Origin of the sequence: Ascidiaceihabitans donghaensis (genome assembly GCF_900302465.1) — a bacterium.
Taxonomy (GTDB): Bacteria; Pseudomonadota; Alphaproteobacteria; order Rhodobacterales; family Rhodobacteraceae; genus Ascidiaceihabitans; species Ascidiaceihabitans donghaensis.
This window is the reverse complement of record NZ_OMOR01000001.1, coordinates 302,852-324,695: the sequence shown is the minus strand read 5'-3', so window position 1 is coordinate 324,695 and position 21,844 is coordinate 302,852. Positions and strand designations below refer to the sequence as shown.

The following is a 21,844-nucleotide window of genomic DNA, read 5'->3' as shown; positions in this document are numbered from 1 at the left end:
GATGCCTGATGCGTTCGGTCTGGCGGCCATCGTCACAAAATTTGCCCTCTACCTTGGCGTGATGACTGCGGCTGGCACTGTCATGGCGACGCTGATGTTTCGGCTAGATCGCACACGTGGTTTGGCCGCAGCATTCGCTGTTCTAGGGTTGGCGGCGACCATCCTTGCCTTCTCATTACGCGGAGCCAACCTGACGGGTGATCTCAGCGGTATGACTGATCCAGAGATGCTGGGCCTTCTTTGGACTACACCTGTCGGAACGGCATTGCTGTTACGTTTGGTGGGGCTTAGTCTGTTGATCACTGGCCTGTTCATGGTCCGCGTCGGAGCTTGGGTGTCGGTGTTAGGTGGTATCATTGCGATCTGGTCATTCGATCATGTTGGACATGTCTCTGGCCGTGACACGACCCTGCTCGACATTGCTTTGACATTGCACCTGCTGACCGTTGCCCTGTGGATCGGAGTTCTAACGCCGTTGAAACGACTGGCATCATCGTCAGCCACTTATGCGTCGGCTGCGGATGTCGGGCATCGGTTTGGCAATGTTGCCACCGTTACAGTCCCTTTGTTGATCATCGCAGGTGGCTACATGGGCTACGAGTTAGTTGGTTCATTCTCTGCGCTTTTAGGAACTGGATACGGGCAGGCATTGATCATCAAGGTGCTGCTGGTCGGTCTGCTTCTTGGGTTGGCCGCTGCGAACAAACTTCGGTTCATTCCTGCGCTTCGTTCAGGTGATCCAACAGCCGCAAGCCATCTCTCCAAGTCGATATCAGTCGAATGGTTGGTCATTCTTGCAGTGCTGGGAATGACCGCTGTTCTCACAACAAATCTGACTTTGCCAACATGAGGCACCACATGAACAGACGACACTTTTTAGCTTCCGTCTCAGCCACAGCGATCATGCCCTTACCGAGCTTTGCAGCCCAAGATACGGTGCGATTGAGGGCTGAAGCGGTAATACAACAAATCCTACCAGATGGAAGTGGTGTGACATCCATGCTGGGCTTCAACGGATCAATGCCAGGTCCCGAACTGCGGGTGCGTCGTGGTGAGCGTGTCAACATCGATGTTGAGAACGGTCTTGAAGAAGGCACCGCTGTGCATTGGCACGGCATCAGGTTGGAAAACCAGATGGATGGTGTGCCGATGTTGACGCAAGAGTTGATCGAACCCTCCGAAACCAAAACCTATAGCTTTGTCCCGCCAGACGAAGGCACTTATTGGTATCATTCCCATTACATTTCTCATGAACAAGTCGCACGTGGCATGATGGGCGCGTTGATAGTTGAGGACGAAACACCCCCAGATATCGATCACGACATCACCGTGCTGATGGCGGATTGGCAGATGCAAGAAGATGGCAGCCTATCCGATGAGTTCACCGACATGCACAGTGTCGCCCACGGTGGTTACATGGGAAATTTCGCCCGTGCGTTCCTGTCCCAAGATCAGGTGAAGACTGGGGATAGGGTTAGGTTTCGGTTGATCAATGCAGCGACGAATCGCATTTTTCCTGTAACGGTAAGCGGCGTCAGCGGGTTGGTTGTGGCCTTGGATGGCATGGCTCTATCGGAGCCACGTCCTATGGCCGAGCTTACCCTCGCACCCGCACAACGGGCAGACTTGATCGTTGATGTCACTGGCCCCGTTGGGTTTGATATGCTGACCCGTCAGGGACCATATCAGTTGGCTGATCTGGCTGTGAGTGGCACAAATACGGATAGGGTGGATGGGCCGATCATGGCTCTGTCACCGCCCAATCTGCCAACACCTACTGATCCCACGCAACATCTGACGTTGACGATGATGGGTGGTGCAATGGGCGGTCGCCACGATGGCGACAATATCTGGGCCTTCAACAACGTTTCGGACCTACAAGGCGACCCGTTCGGATCATTCCAAAATGGCGAGACTGTGCGGATCACATTTGTAAACGACACCTCGTTCCCGCACGGCATCCACCTGCATGGTCACCACTTCTACGAGGTTGATGAGAGTGGGGCCTTGGGCGATCTGCGAGACACAACTCTGGTAAACGCAGGTGAAAGCCGTGATGTGATCTGTGTCTTCGATAACCCTGGTCGTTGGCTGCTGCACTGCCACATGCTCAGCCATGCCGTTGGCGGGATGCGCACATGGGTGAACGTGGCATGAGGTGGATGATCCCAATCTTGCTGTCTTTGGCATCCCCAGTTGCCGCTGATCATAACTGGAATCACCGTGACATCGTTGCGGGTCAAAGCCTGTATGCAGACAACTGCGCATCGTGCCACGGTGCCAACCTTGAGGGACAGCCGAACTGGCAATCCCCGAACGCCAATGGTGTGCTTCCAGCCCCGCCGCATGACGGGACAGGTCACACGTGGCACCATGATGATGAACTGCTGTTCGAATATACCAAGCTCGGTGGCACTGCTGCATTGGAGGTTAGGGGTGTCACTGGGTTCAACAGCGGAATGCCCGCATTTGGTGAAACACTCACCGATGATGAGATATGGGATATCCTCGCCTACATCAGATCAACTTGGTCTGAGCGGGAACGCGATGTCCAAGCCAGCAGGAACCTTCCCCACTAACAATTCAGTGGAGTCGTTTCATCCACAACAGGACTTGCCCTCTTGTATCGGGGGGCAAGGAACCGTTGCATATGAACAGTAAACGCAGCAGTCACCGCTCAGTGGCTTGAGTACAGTTTGGCATGACTTGCATTCATAAAACCACTGACACGCATCTGTTGGCATCATTTCAGTTTCGACATGCCCACAGTCGGGGCAGGTCAGTGTGGACTCAAGAACAACTACTGTTTCCGTCGTTGCCATATCGCGTACCACGTAAGAATAAGAAACCCTGCCAGAATTGGCAGCAAAACTGCGTCGTTATACAGCACACCCAATAACCCAGTAAGACCGAGTGCGGTCAAAACGATTGGCAGCAACGGCGTAAAGCAACACAGCGCAGCAAGCAGCGTTCCCCCAATGCCAAATGCCAGCATTTTATTTTTCATATTGCTATCCCTCGTCGTCCCGACTGTGCGGTTATCGCCAGAGTTTGATTTGCATTGGCACCCGCCATCCAGTCATAGCTCCTGTAGCAACTACAGGAGCAAGAGAAATGTTTACCATCGGGAAAGCTTCGCAGAAGAGCGGCGTCCACATTGAGACGATCCGTTATTACGAACGTGAGGGGCTTGTTCCGAAACCTGATCGCTCGGCGGCAGGGCGACGCCTGTATACCGCTGATGAAATCGCAAAGTTGCGTTTCGTAAAGCGTTCCCGTGATCTTGGGTTTCCGATGTCGATCATTCAAACGTTGCTTTCACTGAACGACGAGCAAGGCCGTTCTTGTAAGGAAGTGAAGAGCATGGCCGAAGACCAACTAGTAGCGATCAATGCAAAGATTGATAGTCTTGAACGACTTCGTGCGGGCTTACAGAGCCTGTCTGCGAGTTGTGATGAGGGGACATCTTCATGCCCGATGCTGGACAGCTTGATGAGTGAAGCTCCGACGGTGCCACTTTAACTGACTATCAGTCAATTGATCTGAATGATTGCGCTAGGCTGTACTGTCCACGTCCCGTTTGAACCACACGACCGTCATCACACAATGCCCGCAGTGCGCGGTAGCAGGCTTCGTGACTGAGGTCGATGCGGGTCGCCAACTCGGTGATCGTTGCATTGAAGTAGCCTGCCTGAACAGCCGCCAAGATGCGGTCCTTGGCCGATGGGATTGCCAGCAACTCGATATGTGCGCGGTAATGTTGAACCTGGACAGCCAGCAACCTTGTGAAGCTTTCGGAGAACTCTGGATTGGATTGCAATGTGGCTTTGACATCTGCCTTTGCGATCTTCGTGACGCTCCCAGCTTCAGTGCAAATCGCATCGCAATGGTAGGTCTCTGAGAAGACTGAAGCCTCAGCAAACAGCCCGCCCGACAATGCCCTGTGCAAGGCCAAAGTATCGCCACCCAGTCCAGTTCGTTGCAACGTCACGCACCCAGAGACGACACGATAAAGTCCCGATGTTGTCTGATCCTGGCGAAACAGCACGTCCCCCTTCCGCATTTCAATTGTGCGACACGCAGTCCTGGGCAGATGGGAGAAGGGATCATCAGAAAACATATGATCCAGATCATAAAGTATCAGTGTGGAGTTGGCTAGGATGATCAAGAAATAGGAGTGTTCAATGAAACTAGGTCTTTTATCAGCAGCCATGATGTTCGTCGCATCGGGTGCTATGGCACAACATGCGGATACGTCGGGGACACCTAATGAAACGGGTCAGTCACAGTTCGCGGCGATTGCTGAGATCGTCACCCTGCTGCGTGATGATCCAAACACGGATTGGGCGCAGGTCGATATCAAAGCTCTGCGTGATCACCTCGTGGATATGGACAACGTAACGACGAGGGCATCGGTTGAGCGAAAGGACGATGAGTTGAGTGTGACGTTCACAGTCACGGGAGATGATGTGGTAGCATCGTCCATCAGACGCATGGTGTTAGCACATAGCCCGATGTTGCAGGGATCATCGGATTGGACCGTCACCGCTGGGGAAATAGATAATGGCGCATCGATGCTGGTTCAGGTCGGGTCAGATGACGAGTTGAACCAAGTGCTGGGCCTGGGATTCTTTGGGTTGATGACAATCGGTGCGCATCACCAACAGCACCATCTCATGATCGCGACTGGGCGGTCGCCACACTAACCGCTTCGTTTCTCACAAACGGTCGTTATCCGAGTTCTCAATTGCTCAGACTGAACATGCACTCCTGGCCCATAAACCACATGCATTAATTCTCTCATTTCCCCCTATCGAAACCATCACGTCATCCTGCTATGATGTCGATGAGTTTTGAGAAAGGGGATGGGATGAAAGTTGGATATGCACGGGTCTCAACTGATGGCCAAACCCACGACGCCCAGATCAATGCCTTGAAGGCGGCGGGATGTGATAAGATTTTCGTCGAGACTGCTTCGGGTGCCAAGAAGAACCGTCCTGTGCTGGCAGAAGTGCTGGAATATCTTCGACCGAGTGCAGACGATAAGCTGGTGGTCTATAAGCTCGACCGTGTTGCCCGCAGCCTTCCACATCTCATCGAGATCATGGAACGTTTGAACAACGACGGGATCGAGTTTCAGAGCCTGACCGAGGCCATCGATACCAAGACTCCAGGTGGAAGATTGCTGTTCCACGTGATGGGTGCCATCTCAGCCTTTGAACGAGACCTGATCATCGAGAGGACCCAAGCGGGCCTGAAGGCTGCGAGAGCAAAAGGACGGATCGGTGGACGCCCACGGCAAATGACGGATGATAAAATTAACGCGGTCCGTGAACTGCTTGCAAATGGAACACCTGTGAAAGATGCCGCTGCTGCGGTGGGCGTATCAGTGCCGACACTTTATAGGTGGGTGCCAGGTGCGTCGCGTTGAGCAACATTCGGGCCATCTGAATGAAGTTCAAATTAGTGGGGACGCAAAGACCCTTCCCATCTAAGAGTTTTACTGAATTTCATTGATAAATGATAAGTGCGATGACAGCGCCATCATGTGCACATTGAGGCACACGATCTCCACGCATAAGCTGCGTAACTACGAAGGGTAGGACGACAATGACAACAAGATACCAACTAAAGATGCAGCATTGTTACGGCATTCCCGCACTGAATCATGAGTTCACATTCGAAAACAACAACATGCCAGTAGCAATATATGCTCCGAACGGACTGATGAAGACCTCCCTGGCGCGTTCGTTCAAGGATTTTTCTAAGGGCCAAGCCCCAAGTGACCTAGTATACCCTGAACGAGCATCGTCTTTCCAAGTGTTGGATGAGAACGGAGAGCAAATACCTAATGATGCAGTGTTTGTCGTGGACTCGATCAATGAGAAATATTCGTCCGCAAAGATGTCTACGCTTCTAGCAAGCGAAGAACTCAAGGCCGAATACGATGAGGTATTTAACTCCGTTGGCCTAAAGCGCGAAGCCCTACTGAAAGTGTTAAAGAAAAAAGCAGGGATGACCAAAGGCATTGAAGAAGCCTTTTCTACTGCTGTTGGACTACCGCAGAACGAGTTCTTGACTGCATTAGGTACGGTTGAACGAGAGGTGAAGAAGGATGCTTACGCCCAATATTCGGATATAACCTATAAGGTATTGTTCGATCCGAAAGTTGTAGAACTATTGGATGACGATGAGATTCAAAAACTGATCTCGCAGTATTCAGAAGTTTATGACCAACTGCTTGAAGAATCGCAGTTCTTTAAGCGTGGCGTATTTAACCATACCAATGCGGGGTTGGTTGCTAAGAACTTAAAGGACAACGGTTGGTTTAGAGGGGGTCATACTGTAACCCTGAAGACTGGTGATGGTGTCATCGAGATTTCGAACGAAGCCGAGTTGGGTGCGCAGATCGAAGACGAGAAACAACGCATCCTCACTGATAAGACGCTAGGCGACATGTTTGCCAAAGTTGACGGAAAACTGAGTACTAAACCGCTTCAATTGTTCAGGGAACACTTGCTTGAACATCCATATCTTGTTCCCGAACTACACGACATCAACGCGCTAAAACGCAGGGTTTGGATTGGTTACCTTACGACCATGAAATCTGAGTTTGTTGCCCTGTTGGACGAGTATGACGCAAGCGTGGAGAAATTGAAGGGCATCGTTGTCAAAGCGGAAGCAGAACTGACGCATTGGGAAAAGGTGATTTCTAAGTTCAACAAGAGGTTTACGGTCCCGTTCAAGGTTGGTGTTAAGAACAAGGCCGATGCGGTTTTGGGTATCGAAGGACCGCAGATCGAATTTATTTTTAAGGACACGGATGGTAACGCCGATAGGCGGATGGCACCTGACAAACTTTCACAGGTTTTGAGTAATGGTGAACGCCGAGCTTTGTATATCTTGAACATCATTTTTGAAGTTGAAGCGTTGACGAACGCCCAGCATGAAACGCTTCTTGTGGTCGATGATATTGCGGACTCGTTCGACTACAAAAACAAATACGCCATTATTGAATATCTAAAGGATATCAGTCGCGTGGATCACTTCCACCTCATGGTTCTTACCCATAACTTCGATTTTTATCGAACCGTCAAGGGGCGGCTTAATGTCTTCAATCCGAATAAACTGATCGCAGGTCGTTTCGAAAATGAGATACGTTTTCAAGGTGATTCAATGGGGGATAACCCGATTGGCGCTTGGACTGGTGCATTGGACGATCCCAAGTGCATGGTCGGGTGCATCCCATTTGTGAGAAATCTCGCGGAGTACAGTGGCGATAATGAAACCTTCACCAGTCTTACGAACCTACTTCATGTTAAGGCAGCGTCTGATGCAGTCACATTTGATGACCTCAAAACGGTCTTCCAAGGGACTCTCTCCCCCAACATGACGAACGATTGCTACAGCGGGGACGAGTCAGTCTTGGTGAAGGTCACCTCTATGTGCGGGGATATCATTGATGCGCCGCTCGACGAGGTAGAGTTACTGGACAAGGTAATCTTATCCATGGGTATTCGTCTTGCAACCGAACGCTTCATCATTAGCAAATTGGCCGATCCGAACTTCGCCAACGGGATAGCGAAGCGTCAAACGAGCAAGCTAATCAAGCAATATGATCGTGAAAACGACGATGAAGTTGCAATGGCATTGTTCGAGCAAGTCTTACTTATGACTCCTGAGAACATTCATATGAACTCATTCATGTTTGAACCGATATTGGACATGGCCCCGATGCACTTGCATGATCTCTACCGTGGGATAACGGCGTTGAACAATTGATAGTAAGTGTGCGAAGCGAAGCAGCGGCGAAGCCAAAGTATGGACATCAGTCGAACCCACAGGCCTTCATCTGATCCCCAACAAAACATGACCTATGGCTTCACCGACCATCGATCAAAGTCATGGTAGTGGGTATCAGGATTGATCCCCGAACAGTTAGTCATCGAGTCCCACTCAGCATCATAGGTCAGAGGCCTTGAACGCAGGTCTCGCACTCGGCCCTTCAGGTGTGGCGGCACTTCAAACGGGGGAAGGAGGCCATGATCGCGATGCAGTTCGATCTTGTGTTCACCATCTTTCTTCCCCTTACCACCACGTCGATCTTCGTCCGTCGTCATGTCAGCATCGATCATCCGAATGTAATCCATCTCCGACTCAGAATACCATTTCTGTGCATGTGAACTCTCAACGGAGTAATATAGAAGCTTCGGTCCTACCCGATCCACAAACTTCGCCCATTGGACGATGGCTGCATTCAGGTCGATGACAGATTGATCGACGTGCGTGTTCATGGTTGCCCCATAGAACGCCGCAGACATCCGTCGCATCAATTCGTCTGCGGTCTCACGTTCGCCGCCTTTGGTCTTCCGCGTCGGAGGCTTGAACAATGCCATCGGCATCTTGTTCACGTATGACAGTATCTTCGACAAGTGATCGAGGAGCTTCTTGTTCTGCTTCACTTGGTCAAACTGCACACGGTGCCAACTCGGAGTGGACGATGGATAGGTCTTGCGAAGCCAATCTTCCAGCACCTCCCTGTGGGGAACACGGGTGAAGAAATGCCCAGTTAGGGTCCATCCACCAGCATCAGTCGCAGTCACCCCAAGCTGCTTCAGCAAGCTGATCGACTTGGGTTCGTTGGTGAGGTTCTCAAAGGTCTTCAGATCGAACTCTAGGGTGCCTGTCATCGTCACTCCGTGGCGTTTGCGCCCCATATGGGCCACGGCACGTTGCATCACTCTATGAGCAGCTACCATAGCCTCCTCAAGCTGATCGAGGTTCTCAGCGAAGTCGAAGATGATAGTGACCAGATACAACTCCTCAGTGACCCGTGGGAACGCATACCTGCTTTGTGCAGCGAAAATCTGACGGGTCTCTCGTTCATGACGCCAGATCGGGCATAGAGGGAAGTCCTTCTTCCTCGCTGTTGGCCTGGCCCACATCTCATCAAGAATACGCTGGCAGTGCGGATCGTCTGGGTATTTTCGCAGGGCAGTGATGGTCTTACGTGCCGCATCCAGTTCGGTCTCAAGTTGGACCCGTTCCAGGATTTGCCCATATTCCGTCTGTGGGTCGAAAGCCGCCTTGAACTCGTCACTGAAGGTATCGTCGGTTCCTAGCTTCTTCTGTATACGGCTGAGTTTTTGCGCGTCGATACGTCTGTCCGCAATAGCACGGCCTTGAGGTGAGAACGCCAACTTTCCATCCTTTCGGACGCTCGTCGTGTTGGTAACGAATCTCTGCTTCTTCATGCTCAAAGTCCACAATCCACCTTGGTGTATCGTGAGTCTTTGTCGATCAACCGTTCTACACCTGTTCAACATATATAGGGTTGGAACGGTGATAGGTGAAACAGGTGTCAGATAACTGTTTCTCGGTCGTTCAACACGCCATCTGCATAAATATGGGTGGAGGTATCAGCATGGAAAACACCAAGAACACTTTGGCAGTGCGTTCAGTATCGGGCTTCACCCGTGAACGATTGGACCAACTCAGGTCTTATACGCGGCTGACTTGTGGCAGTCTGATTGACGATGCCGTTGACGCATTGTGGCGGGAGTATGTGGCTGAGGGACATGAATTGCCATGACGTGAGAACAGTTCGCACCCAGGACTTGAAACCAAAAAATTCTCACGTAGCTTCGGGTTAAAGGACTTGGCTAGTCACCTTGTCTGAGGCTTTGACCACCTTGCCGACGTGCGGTCCTCATAGCCGCACACGTGTCGTTTGTCTGAATACAAGGCAGGGTTGGTCAGGGCCTCACAAATTAGTCCTGATGTAGTTAGTGACTTCGGCACAAGGGGCGTGTCGATCCATCATTTTTACCATATCGGGGTTTTTCGTCCGTGGGTCACTGATGCCCATTTCCGCATTGAGTAACCGAACAGCACCCCTGTGCAACTTCACCGCCAGCAATAGGCGCGGAGCGAAACCACTGGGCCAATCGGCTGCGGCAAAAGCGTCAGACAAATACGGTTCGAGTAGTGCTTCGTATTCTTGCGTCATCAACATCATCACCTTCCGTTTGTAAGCCTCTGGGATATTTAGGGGCCGTGCTCCCATCGCCCGTCGGACTGAGTTTCTATGAAAAAGTCGTTCCAAAATCGCCTGACGTGCCTGACTTGAGATCACCAGAGTGAGTTCAGTCAACTGGCGGCAATCCAGCAGCCTCACGCATCCTGACATCTACGTCCTCACGCCGCGACCCAGCCAGCATCTCATCGTAGAGGATGACATGCGTCGGAAGTTGATCATGGTTCTCCAGATATTGACTGACGAAGGAGTTGTAGATGCCATACTTGAAGCCGATCCGTTGGCTGCGACCCCACATGCTTGGGGGCATCAAGGGACTGCGACGTTCACAGAGCAAGGCATCGTTGCGGTAGAGTTGGAAATACAAGTCTTCGCCACCCTCACCATAGTGGGCATAGACGGTGACATCGTTCCACCGCCCACGCCATGTCGCCATGGACCCAAGGCTGCAATAGGTGTCGTCAGAATACAGGATGTAGGGGCTGTCATTGAACGTAAGCTGCCAAAGCGGAAAAGCCTCACCATCGACCTTGACCTGAGACAGGTGTGTGTTGGCACGACCAAGACTCACGAAGTCGGATGGAATGTATATCGAGTAGCCATACCAGATGCCCTCGTGAGGCTCAGAGAAGCCGTTCAGGGGGTGTTCTCGCCGTTCTACCCGTCCTCGGTCATTGGCACAGTCGTCCCAGCCCCTGCTGCGGCCACAGTCACCATCTCTGATCTCGAACCGCTGTGCCACTTCACCACGACGGGTGAAGCCGCTTACCATTGCGAATTGGTATGATGCACCATGCGATAACGGGGATTCGATGCGTGTGTTCTCAAGGATGTTCGTGGCGTTCTGGGCCGACGCTGGTAACGCCAACAAAGCCAAGACGAATGCCGCAAACGGCCCAAATCTCACCAAATCAGATACCACCTGAGCGATCCTTCGTCATGACGGGTTTGAGTCAAGAACGCCACTAAGTGGATGTTCCGAACATAATACGTCATATTATGACGGTAAATGACCAAATACGCCACATGGCGTGACTCTACTAGCAGGGAAAAATCGGCGATTATGACAAACGAACAACAGCAGGTAGCTCACGATGGCCAACAAGGTGCCGAACAACATTGCAAGATTTCGCAAGGCACTAAACCTGTCTCAGGCTACGTTAGCAGGTCGTCTCAACATATCCGTCACTCAGTTATCTCGACTAGAACGTGGGACATCATCACTCACGCAGGAACGGATGATGGAACTTGCCAGAGCCTTCGAGATCGAGCCGCACGAGTTGTTCCGTTATGCGACGTCCAGGGAGAAGCTTGAGTTGGACCTGATGCGTGAGGTCATCGTCCAACTCGATGAAATGGTAATAAGGCTGGGCATCTCGTTGTCACCACAACAACGGGGGGACCTCACCATTGCGTTGTATCGTCTTGAAACCAAATTTCTGAGCGAAGCCGACCTGGCAGAGCATGAGGTCGATCTGAAGAAATTCGAGGATATGGTGAAAGCCCTTGGGTGATCGTCAGTTGATGAAGACAATCTCGGCGATCTCGAACTGTTTCTGATCGACGATACGGTGCAAGCTACCTTCGTATGCCGCACGAACCCAGACGCCATCGGAACGGTAGGTCCAGAACACGTTACGATATTCTCGGTGGTGAACCCTAATCTTTTCGATGTTGTTATCCGACTGAAGACGCCCTGTGCTGCCATCGTCCTTAATCTCGATAAGGGCAATACTGTCTTTGCTTGTCCGATTAACCACACCTACCACGAAGTCTGGGAAGAATCGTTTTCCCGAAGGCAACATCAGACGTGTCGCCCACGTTTCATTTTCAGGGTTACGCAGCCACCACTTCACTGCGCCTGAATTGTCCTGATCGAGCAATTCGGCAAAGGATCGTTCTTCAAGATTCATTCTTGCAGGGTAGACGCCATAGGCTGATCGGTTCGCTGGAGCCAAACCATCTGGACCGAAGTATTGCAGTGGGATTTCGGCTGAGTTGTCGAGGCGCGTATTGCGTCCGTTCGCTTCTTTGATCGCTTCCTTCAGGGCTTCAGGCTGCAACATTCCTGCAAGGTCTATCGCACGACGCATGTCCGTTTCCGTGACATCCAACCCGTCGTTTTCTACAATGGACTTTAGTTCGTTAAGCAAGGCCCGCTTGAGTGCGCGGATGTCGATAGCGTCATTGAATTGGAACGCAAGCTGGGCGCGTTCAGCAATCTTTGCGTTTGAAAGGCGAACACCAAAGTCAATGCCACCATCATCGCTACGGCCTTCCGCCACGACTTCACGAAACAAGTCCTCGAAGCTGAGATGGGCTTTTGTCTTCCGTTTCATCAGCAGTGACTTGAGATCAGCCCGCTGACAAAACGACTTTGCGATGTCGTCTATCATGGCATTGATGCTGGTTGGATCAGGAGCAAGCTCCCGCCACAGGGCTTTGGGCAATCCAAGGTCTTGCTTCAACGGATAGGCTCGCAAGTTGGGATTGGCGGGAATAGGGTCAGCAGTAGCTGCTGCTGACGCAGGCAAGCCAGTGAACAATGGCACCTGCACGGCACTTTGCCATGCTTCACCTTTTTGAATTGCCTCGTCTTGTGCCTGCAACGGTAGTTCCGTGACAGATGCGTGGACCATGCCTGACGCCACAAGGCTTTCAAGGCGTGTGGTGCGTTCCTGCTGTGTCTGAGGTGGTGCTGGCAGGTATTCACGTGGTTCTGCAGCCGCTTCCGCAGGAGGCGTTGGATCGATATCCATGAAATCGAGCCGATCCGTGATCAACTCGATGCTTTCCTGCACCGCTTTGATCTCGTCCACGGCGGACTGAAGGCCGACCTGCATGTTTGGATCAGTAAGGAACACATACCCAGAGTCGAGAAGTTCGTCTTGCTTGTGGAATGGTCGCACCAACGGATGCACCCGCATAATGCGTCCAACAATCTGAAGACCGAAATCCGTCCCACGGTTGGGACGCACGGATACCAGGCTCCAGGCACGGGGGGCATCAAACCCAGTCGCCACAGCAACCTTGAACACCAGCACTTCGATGTCAGGATCATAAGCCAACGTGTGGAAGTTTGGATCGGGTTCACCTGATGTATGGGTGGCAATCGCTGATGGTGGAACGCCAACATCGTGCAGCTTTGCCTTGACCCGCTCAACGGGATCATCTTCACCTTTGGCCTGATCTTCGACCTGCACCAACAGCAGCGGTGTCAGCGTTATACCACGAGCATTCAACTGGTCCTTGATCCGAAGGTGCTGGGACCACGCCGCAGTCAACGTAGCCTGTTCATGATCAATCAAAACTTCATCACCAGGTCGGAACTGGATCACACCCAGCTTCAAGCCGACTTTATTCAGACCTGCGTCGACGACTTCAGAACGTGGGATTACAATACGGCTGGCCACGTCAACACCTGCCTGAGTGCTAAATGCCTTTAGCTTGTCATCGTTGGGGGTTGCAGTCGCGAGGATTGTGAAATCAGGTCGCAAGATATCAAGATAAAATCTTGCTGCGGCCTTGGCACTGGCCCCAAAATTCAGATGCGCCTCGTCGATTACCACGCCAACAAAAAAACCTTTAGACCGCCATTCAGCAATCAGTTCATCCAACGAAAGCTTGCTCTCAGATTTACGTCTAACCTTTCTCGCATTCGCGTCGTTTGCGGCGACCGTCTTCCAAGTCTGGATAAACACATCACCATCATGTGTGCCAGGTGCTTCCCGATCTTTACCAACATCACGCAGCCGAAGTGAGCCTGCTTGTTCTGTAAGTGCGTCCCGTGTCTGAGCAACTAGGCCCGTATAGGGCGTAAACCATAACCAAACGGTAGGGCGGCTCAAAGCGCCCCTGAGGCCCTCAAGCATTCGCCCCAGCACCAGGGTCTTGCCAGAGCCCGTCGGGCTTTGCAGCAGTGTCACGCCCTGCTTCAAGGCAATCTGGTTGCGTTGGTCTGGGTCTGTGTCGTGAAGCCGTGCAACCTTCGTCACCACGCCAGTCAAAGCTTCGACCGCATTGGTCTGGTATCTCGCCAAAGCGTAGCGGTCACTCATGCGCGAAAGGCTTTCACAAGTGTTTCCCGCACGGGCGATACATCGATGTGCATCCCATCAAGGTGCTGCGTGATCTGACCTGGTGCCCAAGCGTAGACATGGACGTTTTGCAGAGTCCGTGGACGCAGCCATTCGATCAAGGACAGGTCGAATCGATCCACCAGCACCAGCGTGGCACCATCGCCCTCATGCACGTTCCACGACTGCTCCGCATCGTATGGCGTAAGTGGCAGACCGTGGAAAGCTTCCAAACAGGTCCAAGCATCAGACGGGTTCAGGTCATAGTCCAGGTCCTCAAAGTCGATCTGCTTGGTTCGCAGGTAAGCAAAGCCCGCTGCAAGGTCCGCATATTTCTTGTCGTCCGACGCATTCAATCGTCTCACACGTTCGGCGGTGACATCCCGACAGATGTTCTTGTCGGGGTCATCTTCGGTGGCTTCGGTTGACGACGCCATGATGAAGCGGCGGTCACCTCCATCCTCGGCATTGAGTTCCATGACTGCCTGAGCCGTGGTGGCTGAGCCAGCGAAGAAGTCGAGGACGAGATCATCCAAGGCAGTCGATTGCCGCACCAGTTCACGGATTAACGAAACGGGTTTAGGGTAGGTGAAAGCCTTTGACCCAAATATATCTTGAATTTCGGTTGTACCCTCCTGATTCGTTCCAGAGACAATATGTGCATTTGCGTCGGTTTCGTCACTTAAGGGCAGTGTGGATTTTTCGGAAAGAGGTGTGATCCATGAAGAAATTGGCTGGGTAGAGTTCTTTAGTTCACGCTTGTAACGAACCCATTGAGGCAATCCAAAGCCGATCTTCTTACCTACCCAAAAGTCGAGATGGGGCATATCAGCCCAAATCTTACGGGTTTTCCGAGCCATTGGAACATCAGAACGTTCTATCGCATCTAGCAATTCCTCACGAGATGACCACACTTCCACGCGTTGCTCAGTTGGAAACTCAATACGTTTCTGCTGAACCCACTTACCGATCTGATCGCCTAACGGCACAAGTCCAGCCGTTGCCTCATCAGGCGGAAATACAGGCATAACATCTGGTGCTTCTGCGGCATCATACTTCGAGCCTTTTGGAAACGGTGAGGGCCAAACTCGTTGAGGATTAGGTGGGTAATAGATACCCGTTGATGGGTCGAACATTGCATAGAAGCCGTTAAGCCTTTCGGACATATCTTTGGGTTGGCTTATGTCACTTAGGCGATAGTGATCCTTTTGTTTTTCATCCCAAAAAACGTATTTTTCGTAGGTTTTTTCATATCCACCAAACCGAAACGCTGGCTTACCGAAGGCCAGTATATGTTCGTGGTTGTCAGAGACGAATGCACCCTTGGCATCGTTTCCACCTGTTCTAGTCCGCCAGGTAAAAGAGGTAAGCCGCATCCCTGGAAGCGCCTCATCTGCCATCAACTCCAGCAAAGCCCGCTGCTCATCATTGATGGAAATCAGGATCACGCCATCCTCGGCCAACAGGTCACGAGCAAGGGTCAAACGGCGATACAGAAACTCTAGCCAGGTTGATTGGCGAAAGCGATCCTCAGCACTCATGTATCGGTCGTTATAGACCCAGTCTTTTTTACCCGTGTTATAGGGCGGGTCGATGTAGATGCACTTCACCCGACCACGGTGCGTCATCCGCAACCACCGCAGGGCGTCATAATTGTCGCCCTCGATCACCAGATTATCCCATGGTGCGGGCTTGTCCGACAAATCACCGTTGATCTGGGCGACGATGAAGTCGTGGTCCAATGCCTTGTCCGCATCAATCTCATCCCGCTCCCAGACCAGCCCAAGCTTCTTGGTGCGGTCGTGCTTCTCCAAAAGCTTGATCAGTTGGGTCTTGTGGAGATCGTCGTATTTGCCAGTCATCGGAAATCCAGTTTTTTCAAGGACATTAGCCTTGGGCTGCCAAAGTGAACAGAGGCCAAAGAAATGATTCCACGGCTGGTCTTGAAATTAAGTATGTTAGACCACATCTCACCCATAATGTGATGTTCCCTTGCTTAGACGTTCAGTCGGAGCCGAACCACATCTAGGTCAAACGACAACGTATTCGGCGCTGAGGCGCTGAGCCTATTTGTGCGCTTCATTAACTGGAACTGAGGGTGGAAAACTCAGACCCAACGAACGGGCCTGTTTATGGACACCCAAATTTTAGTCTCGGATCAAACTCCGACGCGACCTAACCCCCAACACCAGTCGAACGCAGTGGATGAAGCTCTTCTCATGCTATGTCGTTTGATGGGCAAGCAATGTGCATTGGACTTCATGCGCGATCCTGACATTCTGGACGAAGGGGGATCAGAATGACTCGGTGTGCGATTTACTGTCGATATTCGACTGATATGCAGAAAGAATCGTCTCTCGTTGATCAAGAACGAGAGGCACGTGAGTATGCAGAACGGCATGGTTGGACCGTAGTTGGTGTTTATGCTGACGCGGCCATGAGTGGCGGATCATCTAATCGCCCCGACTTTGAACGTCTCAAAGCAGATGCTGATCGTGGTGCATTCGACGTGGTTCTTTCTGAATCCCTTGATCGCTTGTCTCGCAACCTTTCAGTTAGTTCCCAACTTCTTGATGAACTCAATTTCGCGGGCGTTCGACTGTTCACGATCCAGTACGGTGAGATGAACAAGATGCTTGTCGGTGTCATAGGGGCAGTCTCAGATCAGTTTTCGTCGGACCTGCGTGATAAAGTTAAGCGTGGTCAAAAGGGGCGTGTTCTCCATGGTAAAGTCGCTGGAGGGGTGGGCTACGGTTATACCGTCGGCGAACCAGGCGAACGAAAAATTGACCCCGAGCAAGCGTTGGTTGTGCATCGCATTTTCAACATGTTCGCCGACGGGGTCAGCCCAAGGGCGATTGCCAAAATTCTGAATGACGAGGGCATTGAAGGTCCAAAAGGCAACGTTTGGAAGGACACTACCATTCGTGGCCAACGTGATCGGGGCACTGGCCTGCTGAACAACGAAGCTTACGTTGGGCGACTGATTTACGGTCGCACCCAATACACGAAGAACCCGAAGACTGGGCGTCGGGTATCTCGGCCCCAACCTGAAGAGAATTGGACCGTCACTGAAGTGCCTGAACTGCGGATCATTAACGACGAACTCTGGCACCGTGTGAAAGAACGACAAGCCGTGAATACAATTGTCATGCCACGTGATGGCGACAACCGCGCAATGAACCGTGTGCACAGGAAGGTGCATCCTTTGTCTGGGGTCCTGATCTGTGGATGCTGTGGTGGCCCATTGGCCATTACCGCAAAGAATCGATACGGATGTTCTGGTTACCGCGCATCTCGCACATGTGAAAATAGTCGGACCATTCCTCGGAAAGAAGTGGAAGATCGGGTCTTCGAAGGGCTTCGCTCTGGTCTGTTGAACTCTGACTACCTTGATACCTTTGTTGCCGAGTTTCAGAGAGAGGTAGACCGCCTACGCAAGGCAACCACATCGGAACTGGCGTCGAACAAGAAACGTCTGGCCAATGTGGCACGTCAGATTGATCGCATAGTGGATCACATCGTCAACGGGACCGATACCAAGAGCATCACAAGTAAGCTTGTTGACTTGGAAGCCGAGAAGGAATCATTGGAAGCTGAAGTCAGTCAGTCCGAAGACAGCACCACTGTCATCCCGATACATAATATCGGTCAGGTCTATCGTGCCAAGATCAGACAACTTACTGATGGCCTGAGTGACCCTGCTATCAAGCTCCAAGCCATTGAGGCCATTCAGGGCCTAATCGACCACATCAAGGTAACTCCAACAAACACTGGCTTTGACGTGGAACTTCACGGTGAACTGGGTGCAATCATGGAAATGGTAGACCAAAACGACCGACGCCCCGCAGTTTATACTGCGGGGCGTTCGTTGTCAGTGGTTGCGGGAGTAGGATTTGAACCTACGACCTTCAGGTTATGAGCCTGACGAGCTACCGGGCTGCTCCATCCCGCGCCAATACCGTGCGTTTAGTCCGGAAATTTGGGGACTGCAAGGGGGTGCGGCGGCTTTCGCCTAATAAAATCGCATCCAAGCCCTAAAGCGCTTTCAAAGCGGCGATGGCTTCGGTGATCGGATAGTGATGGTTGCCCACAAACAGACCGTTGGCGTCGATGTAGTCGGCATTGGTTAGCGATCCGTGAATGGAATGGTCGATGTGTTGCATGACTTCGTTCTTGGTGAAGTTACCTGCAACGATCGGGCGGCATTCGAACCCTGCGGCCATCAAGCGTTTTACCAATTCAGGGCGCTGCATGTCAGCATCCGGACGGAGCACAAGACTGAAGCCAAACCAGCTGCTGTGTCCGATTTCCTGCTGGATCATGAACAACGGATGCTGTCCCAATTCACGCTGCACCATGGCGCCATTCGCGCGGCGGCCTTCGATCAGACCGGGTAGTTTTTTCAGTTGTTCCTGGCCCAGCGCCCCGGACATTTCCAGCGGCCGCAGGTTGTAGCCCGGCAACACAAACCGGAAACTTTCTTCAAACGGATCATCGGACTTTTCGCCTGTAACCTTGTTAAACTTGGGCAAATTCCGGGTCCAGCCATGCGCACGCAGCGACAACATAACATGATACAATTCTTCATCGTCGGTGACGACAATACCACCTTCCATCGTCGAGATGTGGTGTGAGAAAAAGGCCGAATAGGTGCCCATGACGCCGAAGGTTCCAGCCTCTTTGCCCTGATACGTGGCCCCCATGCTTTCGCAATTGTCTTCTATGATGATGATATCGCGATCCCCGATAATGCTTTTTATGCGGGCAAAATCGTTGGGGTTTCCCAAAAGATTAACCACCATGATAGCGCGGGTTTTGTCTGTAATCGCGGCTTCAAGCTGATCCAGATCATAGTTCAGTGTGTTCAGGTCGATATCGACAAACTTTTGGTGCAGCCCGTATTGCGCAAGCGGATAGTACGTTGTGGACCAGCTGACGGCCGGTACGATAATTTCATCGCCGCGCTGCAATTTTGGTGTTTTCGTGTAGAACAATGCCGCCGTCATCAAAAGGTTGGCTGACGATCCGGAATTTACCATAACGGCATAGGTGCTGCCGAACTGCTTGGCAAATTGGGCTTCGAAGGTTTTCACTTCTTGCCCCATCGAAAACATGTCCGATGCAATGACACGTTGCAGCGCTTCTTGTTCTTTTTCGTCCCACGATGATGTGGCCAATGGGAATTTAGGGCTCATTTGGAAACCTCGTTCAGATAATGTTCGTATGTTGCGGACAACCCGTCTTTCAGTGACGTTTGCGGCGACCATCCCCAAGCCGTTTGGCGGCGCGTGTCCGTAAGCTTTTGTTTCATGCCGACGGGCTTTGACAGGTCATGCACAAAGCGCCCTTCCCAGCCGACAATTTCAGCGACCGTTTCATAGTATGCGTTGATAGTATGGTCGTGACCCAACCCGACATTCATGAGATCGGGCAAGGTATTGGTATCGCCCAGCGACCGATGTACGGCGTCGGCCAAATCGGCGGCAAACATGAATTCGCGGCGCGCCGTGCCGTCGCCCCAAATTTCAACGGTCTTTGCGCCTGTGGTTTTTGCAATGTGCATCTTGTGGATGATCGCGGGAACCAGATGTGAATGCTTCGGGTCGAACTTGTCATGTAGGCCAAACAGGTTGCACGGGATCAAGGTTTTGTACTGCGCCGCACTGTCTTGCGCGCTGATGTATTGGCACATGCGCGTCGCCATAATCTTGGCCAGCGCGTAGCCTTCGTTTGTAGGCTCTAACGGGGCAGTCAGAATCATATCTTCGGTCAAAGGATTGGGCGCACCGGCAGGATACATGCATGTAGACGCAAGGTTGACCAGTTGCGAAACCCCCGCATTGTGGGCTTCCATGATCACGTTTCGACCAATTGTGAGGTTGATGTCGAGGAACCCGACAGGGTCGGCCATATTCGCCTGAATACCGCCAACTTTACCCGCTGCATGCACCACCGCGTCCGGCTTTTCCGCCGCGAAGAACGCACGCACCGCATGCGCGTCGGTCAGATCCAGTTCAGACGATGTTGGCGCCAGAATAGTCCATTCCTGAGCGTCCGGATGGGCAAGAACGTTTTTCCCCACCATGCCATGTGCGCCAGTTAGAAATAGTTTTTTGCTCATGCCGTCCCCAAGCCTTTGTTTCGTTTGCGCATAGCATCCTTATCGCGAGATGGCTTTAAGGAATTACAGCATAGCGCAGAAACGCCGAGGTCTTAAAGATGTTCGCAAGCACGCACAGCCCATAGCGCACTACAAGATGGGGCGTACCGGCGGCGCGGTGGTTTCGACCATTGCAAGATCGGCAAGAGCCTGCAGATCACTGACCCGCAATTCACCTTCTGTCCAATGCGCCAACTGACGTTTGCGCAAAATCCCAAGTGTTTTGTTGGTATGCACCAGTGACAAACCAAGCGCGTCCGCAAGATCCTGCTGTTTGAAAGGGAACGCCATCTGACCGCCGCGTTCCATGCCAAGGGACTTGCCGCGCAAAAACACACGCACCAAAGCCCATGCCACGCCTTGCAACGCGGTGCGCTGCCCAAGGGTCGACACTGCTTCGCCTAGAAAATGTTCTTCTACGGCGGCAAGCCATGTCAGCGAAAACGCGCGTTCGGGGCGTTCCTTGAAAAACTGCCAAAGCGATGCACGATCGAAAACGCAAAGCGTCATTTTGGTCGTGGCTTCCACAGAGTGGCCCATTTCACCCATAATGCCCGCCTGCAGGCCAATAAAATCACCGGGAAAAATAAAGCTGACCACCTGCCGTTCACCGTTTGGCAACAGTTTATAGCGCAACCCCATGCCATGCAGCGCGGTGTACAACTGAGGGCTGTTTGAGCCTTCCATCAAAATTGGCGTTCCGGGATCCACGATCATTTCACCCATCTTGAACCGCTGCATGAATCTTACGTCTTCCGCAGACAGGTCTTCAAATGCGTCTCGGCGGCGCAAAGGACAATTCTCGCATTTTGTCGCCACAATAATGGTCCTTCCTATGTCATAGATTATAGCGACTGTGGTATCATCGCTGTAGTGTAGTGGAGTACATCAAACATGGATGAATCATGCCAAGCGTCTTCATCATTGTCGAACCCGACCCCATCGTTAGCATGGATCTAACCGGTATCCTAAGCACAGCGTTTCAGGATAGCAAAATCCACGTCGTCCCGAATTTGGCTGACGCCCGCAGTCTTGCTGTGCGCGGTGCTGGCACTTGCGTGATTGCAAGCGTCAGTCAGGCATTCAACGATCCATCGGAATTCCTGAACGAATTGGCGTCAACCGGGGCAAGCGTTGTGTGTTTGGGAAAGCCAGATGATCCTGGCTTTCCTTGTGTGTCTGTCGACGTTCCATTCAAGGCAGAAATGATCATCGACGCAGTCGCTAGTGCCGCCTCTGGTCAGACCGGGCACCGGCCTCCAGTCCATACATAAAGGCTTGGATGATAGGCGGCCCGGACGTGGGTGCCTGTGCAGGCTGATCGTGCAGACCCTTTACGACCTCATTGTCACTGTCAGACCGCGCCCCAACACCGATCATAATCAGACCAGTTCCAAGATACGCCGCCGCAACGATGGTGGCCGTCAACTGCATGCCAACCAAAGGCACCAAAGCCAGCCAGCCCGCCAGCGTCAGGAACGCTGCGCCAACGCAGCACAGCAGCAGGCCACCCGTCAGGAAGCCTGCCCGCTTTGCTGTGTTCGCAGCTTTTTTGCGAATACCAAACAT

General features: G+C 52.1%; 23 protein-coding genes and 1 tRNA gene. 12 read left to right on the top strand and 12 right to left on the bottom strand.

Annotated elements, in window-relative coordinates:
- Position 1 precedes the first annotated feature (1 nt).
- Genes ASD8599_RS01650 through ASD8599_RS01640 form a run of 3 tightly spaced genes read left to right on the top strand, consistent with a single transcriptional unit; the run spans position 2 to position 2,579 of the window.
- Entirely contained in the window at positions 2 to 850 is an 849-nt protein-coding gene (locus tag ASD8599_RS01650; protein ID WP_108826922.1) for a copper resistance D family protein, read from the top strand.
- 8 nt (positions 851 to 858) lie between these two features.
- A complete protein-coding gene (locus ASD8599_RS01645; RefSeq protein WP_108826921.1) occupies positions 859 to 2,157 on the top strand; it encodes a multicopper oxidase family protein in 1,299 nt (432 codons plus the stop codon).
- The gene (locus tag ASD8599_RS01640; RefSeq protein ID WP_108826920.1) at positions 2,154 to 2,579 is read left to right on the top strand and encodes a c-type cytochrome; all 426 of its coding nucleotides are present in this window, start codon (positions 2,154 to 2,156) and stop codon (positions 2,577 to 2,579) included. Before ASD8599_RS01645 ends, ASD8599_RS01640 begins: the two co-directional genes overlap by 4 nt.
- An 18-nt stretch (positions 2,580 to 2,597) precedes the next feature.
- On the opposite strand, the gene ASD8599_RS20365 is transcribed toward ASD8599_RS01640, so the two are convergent.
- Together ASD8599_RS20365 and merF are read right to left on the bottom strand one after the other, a co-directional pair.
- On the bottom strand, positions 2,598 to 2,822 hold the full coding sequence (locus ASD8599_RS20365) for a GDCCVxC domain-containing (seleno)protein (RefSeq protein ID WP_081498354.1): 225 nt from the start codon (positions 2,820 to 2,822) through the stop codon (positions 2,598 to 2,600).
- A complete protein-coding gene (gene merF, locus ASD8599_RS01630) occupies positions 2,801 to 3,007 on the bottom strand; it encodes a mercury resistance system transport protein MerF (RefSeq protein WP_108826919.1) in 207 nt (68 codons plus the stop codon). The genes ASD8599_RS20365 and merF overlap by 22 nt, the downstream gene beginning before the upstream one ends.
- Before the next feature lie 107 nt (positions 3,008 to 3,114).
- Between merF and ASD8599_RS01625 the strand changes: the two genes are divergently transcribed.
- Positions 3,115 to 3,522 carry a MerR family transcriptional regulator gene (locus ASD8599_RS01625; protein WP_108826918.1) on the top strand — a complete coding sequence of 136 codons (408 nt, stop codon included), beginning with the start codon at positions 3,115 to 3,117 and terminating at the stop codon, positions 3,520 to 3,522.
- A gap of 7 nt (positions 3,523 to 3,529) precedes the next feature.
- Here the strand turns inward: ASD8599_RS01625 and ASD8599_RS01620 are convergent, their stop codons facing one another.
- A complete protein-coding gene (locus tag ASD8599_RS01620) occupies positions 3,530 to 4,063 on the bottom strand; it encodes a Crp/Fnr family transcriptional regulator (protein WP_245925903.1) in 534 nt (177 codons plus the stop codon).
- 121 nt (positions 4,064 to 4,184) lie between these two features.
- Between ASD8599_RS01620 and ASD8599_RS01615 the strand changes: the two genes are divergently transcribed.
- The 3 genes from ASD8599_RS01615 (at position 4,185) to ASD8599_RS01605 (ending at position 7,782) form a co-directional block, all read left to right on the top strand.
- On the top strand, positions 4,185 to 4,706 hold the full coding sequence (locus ASD8599_RS01615; RefSeq protein WP_181364381.1) for a hypothetical protein: 522 nt from the start codon (positions 4,185 to 4,187) through the stop codon (positions 4,704 to 4,706).
- A gap of 164 nt (positions 4,707 to 4,870) precedes the next feature.
- Positions 4,871 to 5,431, top strand: coding sequence for a recombinase family protein (locus ASD8599_RS01610; protein ID WP_108826916.1), 561 nt, complete (start codon positions 4,871 to 4,873; stop codon positions 5,429 to 5,431).
- Positions 5,432 to 5,610: 179 nt separating this feature from the next.
- On the top strand, positions 5,611 to 7,782 hold the full coding sequence (locus ASD8599_RS01605; protein ID WP_108826915.1) for an AAA family ATPase: 2,172 nt from the start codon (positions 5,611 to 5,613) through the stop codon (positions 7,780 to 7,782).
- A gap of 92 nt (positions 7,783 to 7,874) precedes the next feature.
- Here ASD8599_RS01605 and ASD8599_RS01600 read toward each other — a convergent pair whose 3' ends face one another.
- Positions 7,875 to 9,254, bottom strand: a complete 1,380-nt coding sequence (locus ASD8599_RS01600) for a hypothetical protein (RefSeq protein WP_108826914.1) — start codon at positions 9,252 to 9,254, stop codon at positions 7,875 to 7,877.
- Positions 9,255 to 9,424: 170 nt separating this feature from the next.
- Here ASD8599_RS01600 and ASD8599_RS20205 point away from each other — a divergent pair, with 170 nt between their 5' ends.
- Positions 9,425 to 9,592: a hypothetical protein gene (locus ASD8599_RS20205; RefSeq protein WP_181364380.1), complete on the top strand. Its 168-nt coding sequence runs from the start codon at positions 9,425 to 9,427 to the stop codon at positions 9,590 to 9,592.
- Between the two features lie 553 nt (positions 9,593 to 10,145).
- Here the strand turns inward: ASD8599_RS20205 and ASD8599_RS01590 are convergent.
- Complete coding sequence (locus tag ASD8599_RS01590; RefSeq protein WP_245926111.1) at positions 10,146 to 10,808, bottom strand: heparin lyase I family protein; 663 nt, start codon at positions 10,806 to 10,808, stop codon at positions 10,146 to 10,148.
- 322 nt (positions 10,809 to 11,130) lie between these two features.
- Between ASD8599_RS01590 and ASD8599_RS01585 the strand changes: the two genes are divergently transcribed.
- The gene (locus ASD8599_RS01585; protein ID WP_108826912.1) at positions 11,131 to 11,550 is read left to right on the top strand and encodes a helix-turn-helix transcriptional regulator; all 420 of its coding nucleotides are present in this window, start codon (positions 11,131 to 11,133) and stop codon (positions 11,548 to 11,550) included.
- Positions 11,551 to 11,553: 3 nt separating this feature from the next.
- On the opposite strand, the gene ASD8599_RS01580 is transcribed toward ASD8599_RS01585, so the two are convergent.
- A complete protein-coding gene (locus tag ASD8599_RS01580; RefSeq protein ID WP_108826911.1) occupies positions 11,554 to 14,094 on the bottom strand; it encodes a DEAD/DEAH box helicase family protein in 2,541 nt (846 codons plus the stop codon).
- Positions 14,091 to 15,974, bottom strand: coding sequence for a site-specific DNA-methyltransferase (locus tag ASD8599_RS01575; protein ID WP_108826910.1), 1,884 nt, complete (start codon positions 15,972 to 15,974; stop codon positions 14,091 to 14,093). Before ASD8599_RS01575 ends, ASD8599_RS01580 begins: the two co-directional genes overlap by 4 nt.
- Positions 15,975 to 16,244: 270 nt before the next feature.
- Between ASD8599_RS01575 and ASD8599_RS20200 the strand changes: the two genes are divergently transcribed.
- On the top strand, positions 16,245 to 16,415 hold the full coding sequence (locus ASD8599_RS20200) for a hypothetical protein (protein WP_181364379.1): 171 nt from the start codon (positions 16,245 to 16,247) through the stop codon (positions 16,413 to 16,415).
- The gene (locus tag ASD8599_RS20535; RefSeq protein ID WP_422664757.1) at positions 16,412 to 18,034 is read left to right on the top strand and encodes a recombinase family protein; all 1,623 of its coding nucleotides are present in this window, start codon (positions 16,412 to 16,414) and stop codon (positions 18,032 to 18,034) included. The genes ASD8599_RS20200 and ASD8599_RS20535 overlap by 4 nt, the downstream gene beginning before the upstream one ends.
- Here ASD8599_RS20535 and ASD8599_RS01555 read toward each other — a convergent pair.
- The 4 genes from ASD8599_RS01555 to ASD8599_RS01540 form a co-directional block, all read right to left on the bottom strand.
- Positions 17,991 to 18,067, bottom strand: a tRNA-Met gene (locus ASD8599_RS01555). The genes ASD8599_RS20535 and ASD8599_RS01555 overlap by 44 nt on opposite strands.
- 82 nt (positions 18,068 to 18,149) lie before the next feature.
- The gene (locus ASD8599_RS01550) at positions 18,150 to 19,310 is read right to left on the bottom strand and encodes a DegT/DnrJ/EryC1/StrS family aminotransferase (protein WP_108826908.1); all 1,161 of its coding nucleotides are present in this window, start codon (positions 19,308 to 19,310) and stop codon (positions 18,150 to 18,152) included.
- Positions 19,307 to 20,236, bottom strand: coding sequence for a GDP-L-fucose synthase family protein (locus ASD8599_RS01545; protein ID WP_108826907.1), 930 nt, complete (start codon positions 20,234 to 20,236; stop codon positions 19,307 to 19,309). The genes ASD8599_RS01550 and ASD8599_RS01545 overlap by 4 nt, the downstream gene beginning before the upstream one ends.
- 129 nt (positions 20,237 to 20,365) lie before the next feature.
- Positions 20,366 to 21,094, bottom strand: coding sequence for a Crp/Fnr family transcriptional regulator (locus ASD8599_RS01540; RefSeq protein ID WP_245925901.1), 729 nt, complete (start codon positions 21,092 to 21,094; stop codon positions 20,366 to 20,368).
- A gap of 86 nt (positions 21,095 to 21,180) precedes the next feature.
- Here ASD8599_RS01540 and ASD8599_RS20105 point away from each other — a divergent pair, with 86 nt between their 5' ends.
- The gene (locus ASD8599_RS20105; RefSeq protein WP_146188173.1) at positions 21,181 to 21,549 is read left to right on the top strand and encodes a hypothetical protein; all 369 of its coding nucleotides are present in this window, start codon (positions 21,181 to 21,183) and stop codon (positions 21,547 to 21,549) included.
- On the opposite strand, the gene ASD8599_RS01535 is transcribed toward ASD8599_RS20105, so the two are convergent.
- Positions 21,500 to 21,844 carry a phage holin family protein gene (locus ASD8599_RS01535; RefSeq protein ID WP_108826906.1) on the bottom strand — a complete coding sequence of 115 codons (345 nt, stop codon included), beginning with the start codon at positions 21,842 to 21,844 and terminating at the stop codon, positions 21,500 to 21,502. The two genes, ASD8599_RS20105 and ASD8599_RS01535, sit on opposite strands and share 50 nt — an antisense overlap.